This is a genomic window from Paenibacillus lactis, from assembly GCF_017873605.1.
GTDB lineage: Bacteria > Bacillota > Bacilli > Paenibacillales > Paenibacillaceae > Paenibacillus_AQ > Paenibacillus_AQ lactis.
Genome location: NZ_JAGGKI010000008.1, coordinates 100,433 through 112,484, shown reverse-complemented (window position 1 = coordinate 112,484; position 12,052 = coordinate 100,433). Strand labels below are relative to the sequence as shown.

10 protein-coding genes are annotated in these 12,052 nt (G+C 49.5%); 6 read left to right on the top strand and 4 right to left on the bottom strand.

What is annotated here, in order from left to right; all coding sequences use genetic code 11:
• Nucleotides 1-48: 48 nt before the first annotated feature.
• The 5 genes from J2Z18_RS16195 to J2Z18_RS16175 all read left to right on the top strand — a co-directional run bounded on the left by J2Z18_RS16195 (nt 49) and on the right by J2Z18_RS16175 (nt 4,946).
• Nucleotides 49-1,335: an ABC transporter substrate-binding protein gene (locus tag J2Z18_RS16195; protein ID WP_210095021.1), complete on the top strand. Its 1,287-nt coding sequence runs from the start codon at nt 49-51 to the stop codon at nt 1,333-1,335.
• 84 nt (nt 1,336-1,419) lie between these two features.
• Nucleotides 1,420-2,301 carry a carbohydrate ABC transporter permease gene (locus J2Z18_RS16190; RefSeq protein ID WP_007127568.1) on the top strand — a complete coding sequence of 294 codons (882 nt, stop codon included), beginning with the start codon at nt 1,420-1,422 and terminating at the stop codon, nt 2,299-2,301.
• Nucleotides 2,298-3,125, top strand: a complete 828-nt coding sequence (locus J2Z18_RS16185) for a carbohydrate ABC transporter permease (RefSeq protein WP_210095020.1) — start codon at nt 2,298-2,300, stop codon at nt 3,123-3,125. Before J2Z18_RS16190 ends, J2Z18_RS16185 begins: the two co-directional genes overlap by 4 nt.
• A 118-nt stretch (nt 3,126-3,243) precedes the next feature.
• The gene (locus J2Z18_RS16180) at nt 3,244-4,026 is read left to right on the top strand and encodes an endonuclease/exonuclease/phosphatase family protein (RefSeq protein WP_210095019.1); all 783 of its coding nucleotides are present in this window, start codon (nt 3,244-3,246) and stop codon (nt 4,024-4,026) included.
• 233 nt (nt 4,027-4,259) lie between these two features.
• On the top strand, nt 4,260-4,946 hold the full coding sequence (locus J2Z18_RS16175) for a G1 family glutamic endopeptidase (protein ID WP_007127565.1): 687 nt from the start codon (nt 4,260-4,262) through the stop codon (nt 4,944-4,946).
• 161 nt (nt 4,947-5,107) lie between these two features.
• Here the strand turns inward: J2Z18_RS16175 and J2Z18_RS16170 are convergent, their stop codons facing one another.
• From J2Z18_RS16170 to J2Z18_RS16155, 4 genes are read right to left on the bottom strand one after another with little or no spacing between them, the layout of a single operon-like run.
• A complete protein-coding gene (locus J2Z18_RS16170; RefSeq protein WP_210095018.1) occupies nt 5,108-7,162 on the bottom strand; it encodes a beta-galactosidase in 2,055 nt (684 codons plus the stop codon).
• 27 nt (nt 7,163-7,189) lie between these two features.
• On the bottom strand, nt 7,190-7,996 hold the full coding sequence (locus tag J2Z18_RS16165; RefSeq protein ID WP_210095017.1) for a carbohydrate ABC transporter permease: 807 nt from the start codon (nt 7,994-7,996) through the stop codon (nt 7,190-7,192).
• Nucleotides 7,993-8,868: a carbohydrate ABC transporter permease gene (locus J2Z18_RS16160; RefSeq protein WP_007127562.1), complete on the bottom strand. Its 876-nt coding sequence runs from the start codon at nt 8,866-8,868 to the stop codon at nt 7,993-7,995. Before J2Z18_RS16160 ends, J2Z18_RS16165 begins: the two co-directional genes overlap by 4 nt.
• A gap of 26 nt (nt 8,869-8,894) precedes the next feature.
• Nucleotides 8,895-10,205, bottom strand: a complete 1,311-nt coding sequence (locus J2Z18_RS16155; RefSeq protein WP_210095016.1) for an ABC transporter substrate-binding protein — start codon at nt 10,203-10,205, stop codon at nt 8,895-8,897.
• Between the two features lie 268 nt (nt 10,206-10,473).
• Between J2Z18_RS16155 and J2Z18_RS16150 the strand changes: the two genes are divergently transcribed.
• Nucleotides 10,474-12,033, top strand: a complete 1,560-nt coding sequence (locus J2Z18_RS16150) for a response regulator transcription factor (RefSeq protein WP_210095015.1) — start codon at nt 10,474-10,476, stop codon at nt 12,031-12,033.
• Nucleotides 12,034-12,052 lie beyond the last annotated feature (19 nt).

The following is a 12,052-nucleotide window of genomic DNA, read 5'->3' as shown; positions in this document are numbered from 1 at the left end:
CTACAATGAAAGCGTTCTCGATACAGACATCACTCAAAAGGAGCTGAAATGATGAAAAAGGGGTTTATGAAAAGCGGATTGGCAGCACTGATCTCGCTAGCCATGATGACAGCGGCCGGCTGTGCTGGCGGAGGCTCAAAAAATGCGGAGAACGAAGCAGGCAGCAACAACGCGAACTCCGATGGTGCACCCGTCAAAATTGAATACTTTCAAATGAAATCAGAGGCCGTCAATGTTGTCAACGAGCTAATCACAAAATTTGAACAGGCTAACCCGGGCATAAAGGTGGAACAGAACAATGTGCCGAATCCTGAAAATGTATGGACGATGAGGGTTTCGACCAATGACGCCCCTGCGGTTTTCACCCACTATCCTCACAATCCCATTTTCCAAAAAATGGCCAAGGAGGGCCGCGTCGTTGACCTGACCAATGATCCGCTCATGAATAACGTCCAGCCTGCCATTGCTGACTTGAGTAAAATCGACGGCAAAAATTATATGGTCCCGATCGGGTTGGCTACACTGGGGATGTATTATAACAAAGATATTTTTGAAAGCCAGAATCTTCAGATTCCAACAACTTACGCCGAACTGATCGAGACGGCCGAGAAGCTTCAGGCGGCAGGCATCACACCGTTTTACTTCCACGATAAGGATTTTAACGGCATCCGTCAGGAGGTCGTCTACAAAATGGGACAAACGATTCCAAACGTCGAGTCATTCCTTGATGATGTCATGAACGGCAAGGCACACATCACGGATAATCCGGCATTCAAGCCTTTTGCAGAAAATCTGCTAACGCTTCGTCAATACGGACAAAAAGACAATATGGGAACCGGCTATGATGACGCGCTTCGTGATTTCGCCAACGGTAAAACTGCGATGTGGTTCACAGGCATTTGGGCAATCAAAGAAATTAAAGAGTCCAATCCCGATCTGAATTTCGCCATGTTTCCGCTCCCGACCGAAAACCCTGCAGATTTAAAGACACAGGTATCCGTTGATACGGCCATTGGTATTCCAGCTGAAGGTAAAAATCAAGAAGAAGCCCGAAAGTTCATTGAATTTATGTCCACGAAGGAAAACGTAGAAACCTATTTAGGTACCGCCGGCTATCCTTCCGGTATCAAGGATGTGGAATCAGGGCTTCCTGAGATCAGCTCACTGACACAGCTGATATCGGACGGCAAGGTATATCCGACAATCGAACGGCTGTGGCCTCCAGGGATCAATGCCGATGTAGGCAAAGCAACACAGGAAATGTTCCTTAATAAAGATGTTGACCAATACCTGAAAACCCTCGATACGATATTCTACAACAAGTTTAATCAATAAAACATGCCAATGAGGCGAAAAACCTTGGTTATGAGGCACCACTCCAGGATTCTTCGCCTCTCTGCCTGATGGGAGGGCTAACGTATGAACATTCGCGGGTTAAAGCCGGGTACCGTCTTTTTCATGATGACCTTGCCTGCGGTACTGCTGTATTGCTTATTCTTCCTGGCCCCGGTCTTTATCGGATTCTATTACAGTCTGACGAACTGGGACGGGTTCTCCCTATCGTATGACATGGTCGGCTTTCAAAATTACATTGATATATTACAAGATAAACGTTTCTTGAACGGCCTAAGCTTCACCTTGCTGTATACCGTTATTGTCGTTTTTGGAAAGCTCAGCGTTGCACTTGTACTCGCTCTCCTGCTGAGCCGTCCCTTGAAGCTTCGCGGCCTGTTCCGGTCCATCTACTTCTTCCCGGCCGTGCTGAGCATGATTACCGTCGGCCTGATGTTTAACCAGTTCTTCTACTCCTTGTTTCCGCCTATAGGAGAAAAGCTTGGAATCGAGTGGCTGTCGCTTAATTTGCTTGGCAATCCCGACACAGCCATCCTGGGCATTGCGTTAACAAACATCTGGCAGGGCTTTGCGATCCCGATGGTAATCTTTATCGCCGGCTTGTCCAACGTGCCGAAGGATATTATCGAAGCAGCTGTTATAGACGGCGCATCGCCTGTACAACGTTTTTTCTCGATCACGATTCCATACCTGATTCCGATGCTGACCGTCAATGTAGTGCTTGCCGTTAAAGGCGGCCTCACCGTGTTTGATTACATCGTAGCCATGACAAATGGCGGACCTTCCAAGTCGACAGAATCGATGGGCTTCCTTATTTACCAGCATGGCATGAGCGAGATGAAATTCGGGTACGGAACGGCAGAAGCCATCTATGTATTTATCCTGATTGGTGTCCTCTCGTTCATACAGATTAAGCTTTTGGCCCGGAAGGAGGTCGGACAGCAATGAAGACGCGATTGCCGTTTAGAATCATCAGTTATGCTGCGCTTGCGATCGGTGCATTGTTCATACTGGGTCCGCTCTATCTGGCGCTTTCCATTGCCTTAAGGACCAGGGACGAGACAACATCGAATTTTTTCGCTCCGCCGACCCGCCTGTACCTGGATAATTTTTCGACCGTCATCAACAAGGCTAACTTCTGGGGAATGCTTCAGAACTCCGCATTTATAACCATCATATCTCTTCTGTTCATGCTGATTGCCATTCCGATGGTCTCTTATGCCATCTCGCGAAACATGAACAAGCTGTATTTCAAGTGGGTGTATACGATCATCCTGATGGGGATTTTCGTCCCCTTCCAGGCTATTATGCTGCCGATTTACAGACATATGGGCAATTTGGAGCTTTTGAATCAGACGGGATTGATTATGATGTACGTTACCCTGTCCTTTTCACAAGGCTTGTTTCTAGGAGTCGGCTTTCTTAAAAATATTCCGCTTGAGCTCGATCAGGCCTCAAAAATTGACGGCTGCGGCGTCTGGTACACCTTCAGCCGGATTATATATCCATTGATGCTTCCCATCATCGCTACGATCCTCATATTGAACAGTCTTTGGATTTGGAATGATTTCCAACTCCCGCTGATCATGCTGAACCGACATCCGGATTTTTGGACACTGCCGCTGTTTATTTACAATTTTAAGACGGAGACCAGCTTTGATTATAATCTGGCTTTTGCAGCCTTCTCACTGTCTATGGCCCCGATTGCAATTCTGTACGTTTTTACGCAAAAGTATATTATCGGCGGCTTGACGGAAGGCTCCATCAAATAAAGATGAGCGGATGGCTGCGCATGGTCCGCATGTCATTGATGAAGTCCATCAAAGCGGATATAGTAGTATTATTCCGGCCTCTTGTTGGCTAGATCATAGTAGATGGGAATGACATGACATGAATGTGATAACAATGACCTTCAATTTACGCGTGAATGTGGACAGCGACGGCAGCAACGCTTGGCCTCACCGGAAGCATCGAGCTGCAGCCGTCATTACAGACGCATCCCCCGATCTGTTCGGAACTCAGGAGGGCTCCGGGGCGATGCTGCGGGATCTGGACGAAGCTCTGCCCGAGTACGGCAGAATTGGAACGGGACGGATGGGACAAGGCGACCGGGACGGAGAACACTGCGCGATCTATTACAAGCAAGCCGATTTCTCTATCCTGCAGGAAGGGCAGTTCTGGCTGTCCGAAACGCCGGAGAAGCCGGGAAGCCTCGGCTGGGACGGCAGCTATCCCCGAATTTGCACATGGGGGCTGTTTCAGAGCACGAAGGACACTGGCGTACGTTTTTACGTCGTGAACACGCATTTTGACCATATGGGCGCAGTTGCGCGGCAGGAAAGCGCCAAGCTCATTCTCGATCATATTCAGCGTCTTAGAAAGGAAGAATCGCTTCCGGTTATTCTTATGGGCGATCTGAATGCAGGTCCCGGTGAAGCGGAAATCGCGATACTGCGGGAGGCGCTTCAAGACGCCTACGAGCTTCTGGACGAACCGGCAGGCCGCACATTCCATGATTTCAAGGGTGGACTCGAAGGCGAGCCGATCGACTATATTTTTACGACACATGATGTCGAGATGGTGGAGACGATCATTTACCGGGATACTTACGACGGGGCCTATCCGTCCGACCACTACCCGGTGTCGATGAAGTGGAGAGCAGCATCCGTTTAGAAAGAGTCGGCAACCTTACGTCCTTCCTGTCTCTTTCTCGGTGAGCGACAAAATTAATACAGGGGCAGCCCCAAAGCCATCATGATTCGATGACTTATGGGTCAGCCCCTTTTTGATCCGAAAAATCCATCCCGTAAGCCCGCCTGCTTCTAAACCTTTCTAGCAGAAAACCCATACCACCGCGGCCTCAGCATCATTAGATATATTATCAATCTATTAAAGGCGGTGGATCTATGGGAACCGTTGCTAGAATGAGCACACATCACATCTGCCGCTTTGAATCCGCGGCCAAGCCGCAGCGAAACATCGGGTGGATTTCGAATAATTGGTCCGGCTACAGCATCAAGGGGGCAAAAGGTGCGTTTAGGCGAATATCCGGGGAGTGGAATGTTCCATTTCTTCGCCCAAGTGGAGGCTCTTCCTATTCATCCGCTTGGATCGGGATCGATGGCTTCGGCAACCAAAGCTTGATTCAGACGGGCACCGGGCATGATCTGATAAACGGCAAGCCTTATTATTATGCGTGGTGGGAAATTCTTCCCGCCGCCGCGACCCTAATTCCGCTGCCTGTCCGTCCGGGGGACCGCATGTCGGCCGTCATTGCCAAAAAGCGCGGGAGCACCTGGATTATCTGCCTCCGGAATGTGACTAAAGGCTGGACGTTCCGTATAAGCCGCCGATACCGCGGTCCGCAAACCTCTGCGGAATGGATCGTGGAGGCGCCGCTGGTAGGTGGCATACTCTCCAGAATGGCTCGTCTATCCGACGTCGCTTTCTCCCGGTGCCGCGTAAATGGCAGCAATCCTAAGCTGAAAGCACGCCACGGAGGGCTTATGCTTCAAAATTTGACGATTACTGCAATTCCATCGGACCCTTCTCCTTGCGGAGACGCTTTCGTCGTGAAGAGCACCCTTCGGTAATGACAGTTCGAAAGCTATAGGTTCGGCCATGAGTCGCAAATCGCTGCGCGAATACTGGCAGAAACCGAGTTTCATGAAAGGAAGCCGCGAAACCCCTTGGTAAAATCAAGGGTTTCGCGGCTTCATATTTTCGAGAAAATATTATTTACAAATCAATTCAGCTATCCTACACTGCGCTCAGCCACAAGAACACCATATGCCTTCAGGTTCCAAGCTGCATTCAATCCATCATCGCTTGTAACCGACTGCCACGCTGGACCCAGCGCCGGCATAACGACCTCTTTGCCCGAAAAATTATGAACGAACAGATACTCCTTCTCCTCGTTGGAACGCACCGTTGTGTATACGCCTTCAGGCATAACCGCTGTTACCGGCTTATATAACGATGCAGCTGCGGCTATATCCCGGTAGAAGTCATCGTAAAAGCCATCCTCAAAATGGCTGGACACATAGTAGCATACGCCCTCACCATATGTATGTCTGGTAAGTGCAGGACGGCCCGCATAGAAATCATCCTGGTACACCATCAATGCTTCGGCGCCCTTTAGATGAACCAGGTCACAGAGCTTGCTGCAGGAATAAGTGCCTGCAAGCGATGTCTGCTCAAGACCGGCTATATGCTGCACAACTTCTCCGGCATTTTGTTCATGATCATATAAGCCGTCAATCTCCTCGCTGACGACACCCGCTACATCGCTCAGTTGATGGGGCGCTTCCCCTTGGAACACCAGATCATTCTCATTCACGATCCCGCTCCAGTAAGTCAGCACCAAGGTTCCTCCCTGCTCAACGAAGGCGCGAAGCTTGCGCTCGAATCCGCAGCGCAGCATATAGAGCATGGGAGCGATAACCACTTTGTAGCTGTCTATATCGCATTCCATATCCACGAAGTCCACCGTAATCCCCTGCTTCAGCAGCGCCCGGTAATGGGACTGAACTTCTTCGATATACCCCATCCCTTTGTTGCGCGGCCCTTGTGAATCTTCAATCGCCCATTTATTTTCCCAATCATAGACGATGGCTACTTCTGCGCGGCTTTCGGTTGCAGCAACGGGAGACAGCTTCTGAAGCATATTTCCGAGCTCGGTGACCTCTTTAAATACACGTGTATCCGGGCTGCCGTCATGGGAGACGACCGCTCCATGGAATTTCTCGCTGGAACCGCGGCTTTTGCGCCACTGGAAATACTGCACAGAATTGGATCCGTGAGCGACGGCCTGCAAGGAAGACAGGATGTGCATCCCCGGCTTCTTCAGCTTCGAGACGCTCTGCCAATTCGTCATGCTCGGCGAGCTTTCCATAAGCAGAAACGGCTGGCGCTTGATGGATCGCATCAAATCATGATTCATGGCGGTGTCTACGGCAATCTCGAAATCGGACTTCTTGTGCCAGGTTGGATAGCTGTCCCAGGATACGATATCAATCGCATCCTTGAACTTAAAGTAGTTCAGGCCATTATAGTAGTACATGAAATTGGTCGTAGCCGGCAGCTCCGGATTCACGGATTTAACAACCGCGATTTCATGCTTCATGAAATCCAGGGTTTGATCCGACACGAATCTTCGCCAGTCCAGATTCATCCCGTGCGTCGCGTTTTCTCCGTGGGGTGCAGGGGATTCAATCTGGGACCAATCGCTATACGTATGGCTCCAGAAGGTGGTCCACCACTCTGCATTCAGCTTGTCTAACGTACCGTATTTCTTCTTGAGCCAACCTCTGAACGCTTCCTGGCACAAATCGCAGTGGCATTCTCCGCCGAACTCGTTGGAAATATGCCAGAGCTTCACGGCTGGATGATTCCCATAACGGGCAGCGAGTCTTTCATTCACCTGCTTGATCTTCTCGCGGTAGATCGGAGATGTATAGCAGTGATTATGCCGTGCCCCATAAAGATTGCGATGCCGATCACTTGAAACGCGAAGCACCTCGGGATATTTCTGTGCCATCCATACGGGACGGGCTCCAGAAGGAGTCGCCAGAAATACGGAGATTCCGTTCTCATGCAGCGAATCCAGGATTCGGTCCAGCCACTCCCAATTATATTTCCCTTCCTCGGGCTCCAGCACGGCCCATGAGAATATACCTACCGACATGACATTGCAGCCGGCCTTCTTCATCAATTCAATATCCGATTGCAGCACCTGCGGATCATGCAGCCATTGTTCCGGATTGTAGTCCGCCCCGTGCAGTAAGCCATTTTTGAATTGCGTAAGCATGTTTGTCGATCACCTCCGGTTGTTATATTACTTCACGGATCCAAGCATCCCTTGCACGAACTGCTTTTGCAGCAAGAAGAAGATCAGGACTGTCGGGAGCGTCGTGATCACGATGGCAACCATGATCATCCCGTAATCCGGATTATAAGAGGAAGCGAGTGACGAGACAATAAGCGGCAGCGTCTTCTTATCCGGCGTTTGCAAGGCAATGAGAGGCCACAGGAAGCTGTTCCAGTAGTTCATAAAGGTTATGATCGCGGCAGCCGCGTACGTCGGCTTCATCGTCGGCATATAGACATGTGTAAACAACCGCCATTCGCCGAGTCCATCTACCCGTCCCGCCTGCAAGAGCTCGCGCGGGAATGATTTTGTGTTTTGCATAAAGAAGAAAATCATGAACGCCGTCGTTATGGTTGGCAGAATCACGGCCGTTGGCGTATTGAGCATCCCCATCGAGCTGAACATACGGAACAGCGGAACCATTACAGCCGCGAACGGCATCATCATGGACAGCATCAGGATGCCGAACAACCGGTCCTTGCCCTTCGTCCGATAAATCTCAAATCCGAATCCGGCCATGGAGCTTAGAATCAAGGTACAGACCGTGCCGATCACCGCAATCACTGCGGAGTTCCAAAAGGCCCCGCCGAGATCCGTCATATCGAGAAGCTTGTTCATATTGGTAGACAGCTCCGATCCGAAGCTGAATTTGCCCTTTACAATGTCGGAGGAGCTGTTCGTCATGCCGATCAGCATCCAGACAAAAGGAAACAAAGAAACCACCGATGCAATGATTAGAAACAGATGGATAGCTGCTGCCGAAACCTTCCTCATTTCTTCTCACCTCCGACCTTCAGCTGGAGAAAGGCCAGCACCGCAACCATAATGACGATGGCGTAGGATACCGTTGCCGCATAACCGAAGTTAGGCGTATACATGAACGACAAGTTATAGATGTATTGGGAGATCGTCATGGTGGAATTGCCGGGTCCGCCGTTCGTAATGTTCACAACCTCATCGAACAGCTGCAGGGTTCCGTTCGTCGAAATGATCGCCGTGAACAAGATGATCGGCTTCAGCATAGGAACCGTAATGCTGAAGAATTGCCGCGTTTTGGAGGCTCCGTCTATTGAAGCCGCTTCATAGACGCTTGGGTCGATATTTTGCATCGCTGCTAGATAGAAGATCATATTGTAGCCTGTCCAGCGCCATGTAATCGCTGCAATTATAGCAACTTTCGCCCACACCGGGTCCATGAGCCAGGCGATCGGCTCATGGATGATGTGAATCGACATCAGCATCCGGTTCAGAATTCCATCCACTGCAAATATGCTTTTGAACAGCACAGCGTACGAAACGAGCGAGGTTACGCACGGAAGAAAGATGGCGGTGCGGTAAAAGCCTTTGAATTTAAGACCCGGCATGTTCAAGAAGTATGCAATGACCAGACCCAGCATGAGCATGATCGGAACTTGAACGACCAAGTATAACAGCGTATTGAGTACAGCCTGCTTGAACATCGGATCGGAGAACAGCCGTGCATAATTGCTCAGCCCGACATAATGGTACACATTCCCTTTTCCCGACTGAAACGATAACAACAAGGATTGAATCATGGGATAGAAGCTGAACAATAAGATGAGCGCCGAAGGCAGCAGCACGAACTGCCATCCCATGAGATTCGATTTATTCCATTTACTGCCCATTTCTTACCACCTGCTGACTTTTAAAATTATTGCACTTGCTGTTCGAACAATTTCTGAATGTTAGCCAAGCTTTGGGTCAGGTCGGATCCATTCAAAATGTTAGGCAGTTCATTTTTCAGTGCATCTTTTGCTTCTTGCGTGTACATGCCCAGAGAAATGCCCGGTACTTCGGTAGACCATTTGGTGAAATCGGTATAGATGGCTTGTCCGCCGAAAAATTCCGGTGTCTGGCTGTAAGCTTCGCTGGAGAAGGAAGGAATGTAGGAGCCGACGCCGCCGTTTTCTTTCAGGAAGCGCTCGTAGAATTCACTGCTGCCGCCAATCGTCTTCGCCAAGAAATCGATCGCCAGATCCTTGTTCGCGGAGCCTTCCAGGACGAACCAGCTGGAGCCGCCTTCGTTCGAAGCGTTCACGGCGCCCTCCACATTCAATCTCGGAATCGGAGCCACTCTCCATTTGCCGCTTTGATCCTTGGCGTCCATGATCGAGGAAATCTGCCATACGCCGGATACGACCGTCGCTACATCGCCGGCGTTGAAGCTGCCTACAAACTCGCTCCAGCCCGTTACCGGCTTGGCAATTCCGGAGTCGGCAATCGCTTTGTACACACGGAGCGTCTCCGTCATGACCGGATTGTCAACAAAATTGCCTTTGTTATCCGGCGTGATGTACCAGGACCCGCCGGATTGAAGCAGGATCGAGGTCAGCGCTTCGTCGTTCGGGTTAATGGTCGACATATATTTCCCTGTCTTTTCCTTTACGACTTTGCCGATTTCAATGTACTCATCCCAGGTGATGTTCTCTAGGTCCTCCGCCTTGAATCCGGCTTGCTCCAAATAATCGGAACGGTAGAACATGCCGGTGACCCCGATATCGAACGGAACGCCGTATACTTTTCCATCGATCGTAAGCGCATCCACTTTGTACGGGGAAAACTGGGAATAATCAACCTTATCCGTAAAGTCTGCAAATGTGCCTGGATAAGCGGTTACATATTTCTGAATATTCGGATCATTCACCAGAATGATGTCCGGAAGGCCTTCCTTAACGCCGGAAGCCAGGTTGGTGTTCAGTTTTTGCTCCAAATCCGTTTTTGCCATATCTACGACTTCCAGTTCGAAGCCCGGATTTTCTTTGGCGTACAATTCTTCGGCGATTTTCAGGGCAGCTCCGTTAAAGGACGGATCCCATGCCCATGCCACAACCTTCTTGCTTGCGGAGCCTCCTTCACTTCCTGTTCCCGATTGGCCTGAATCCGATGACTTTGAAGAGCCGCAGGCCGCCAATAACGAAGCTGTCATGGAGACGAGCAGCAATACGGATAGCAATTTTTTCAATCTGTACAACCCCTTTTGTTCATATATTTTGTAAGCGCTTCATGATCCGATCTCTATTCTATGTCATTCAAAATAGGGAAGTATAATTCATATTCAAGCTAATATCGTATTAATTATGGCCCTCTTGTCAAACGCCTGTTTATTATAGTAAAAATTATGGGTCGTAGAAATAATTATTGCATGTTGGATTCATTCAAAGCTCCATCATACCTTTATCTTTCACATTGGTATATGATGAGGAAATAAGAAATTGCAACGAGGTGTAATCATGGATAACCCTATCGCAACCTATCGGGTCATGATTGTGGATGATGAAGCCATTTTACGTGCCGGCATATTACATCTATGTAATTGGAGCGAATATGGAATCGAGATCGTCGCCCAAGCTGCGAATGGTCAAGAAGCGCTTCAGCTGATCGAAGCGGCCGACCCCCATGTCGTAATTACCGATATTGTCATGCCCGTGATGGACGGCGTGGAGCTGACCAAGACGATGCGTGCACGGTATCCCGACATCAAGATCGTCGTGTTAAGCAGCTATAGCGAGTACAATTATGTGCGCGAAGTGTTTAAATACGGGGTTACGGACTACTTGCTCAAACCCAAAGTATCGGCAACCGAACTCGTCTCGCTCATTCAGTCCTTATGCAGCAGCATGAATTTGAACAGCCCTGGCAGCCAGCCGGCGAAAAAAGATCCCGAGCTTATGCTTGGCCGATGGCTGGATCACGAAACGGATCAGGAAGTCAGGGACGATATCAGCCTGGAGCTTCTTCACATTTTCAATCGAAAGCATTTCATCATAGCCAAAGCAAGCACAGCCCCGCTCTTATCCCGGACGAAATGGACGCAGAGCCAAATCGAGGATCGGATCATTGGCCTGGCCTCAGAGCAGTTAGCGGGTCTGGCACATTGCTGCGTGTTCCTGAAAAATGAAGCGCTTCTGCTCGTTAATTATGATTCTTCGCAATCCGTAGAAGTCATCGCCGCCTTGCGGCGATTCGCGGAGCGTGTCAAGGATTCGTTGAAATATATATGCTATGTCCTCTCGCATCCATTTGATCATTTCCGCTCCCTTAAAGGGGAGCACGAGAGATTATCGTCACATCTCGGAAGGCTGTTGTATTTTAGCGGGCAAGCCATGGTGGCTGAAGACGAGATTACGATTAGCGGCGAGAAAACCAGCTTCGATGAACGGCAATATATCAGCACGCTGCGCACGTTTTCGACGGACGAATCGATCGCGATGATAAGAGCGCTTTTCTCTGGGACGAAGGCTCATCTCTCGTATGACGAATACAGCTTGAAGCGGCTATGCCAGAATCTGGTTTACTCTACCCTTTTTACACTGGAGCAGCTCAAACAGCCGATAGCCGAGCTTGGCTCCTCCAAGCTGAAGCTCTTCAAAATGATTGATCTTGCCTTTGATATCGAGGAGTTGGAGCATATCATGGTTCAATTTCTGGAGAAGGTTAGACATGTCGTTCAAGGCAAGGATTATCGGCAATCGATCATACTGCACCAGATCTATGAATACGTAAATGAACATTATGCCAATGAAATTTCATTATCGGAAATGGCAAACGCGCTGCATTTGAACTACACCTATTTGTCGTCGTATTTTAAACAGCGCACCCAAGAGAACCTTACGTCCTATATTAATCGGGTTCGCACGGATAAGGCCAAGGACCTTCTGCTGGATCCATCGCTTTCCGTGTCGGAGATCAGCCGCCTGACCGGCTTCTCGGATCATAACTATTTCTCCAAAGTGTTCAAGAAGATGACGGGAATGACCCCCGTCGAATACCGCCATCAAATCTCTCATTAAAGAAAAAGTCAGGTGCTTG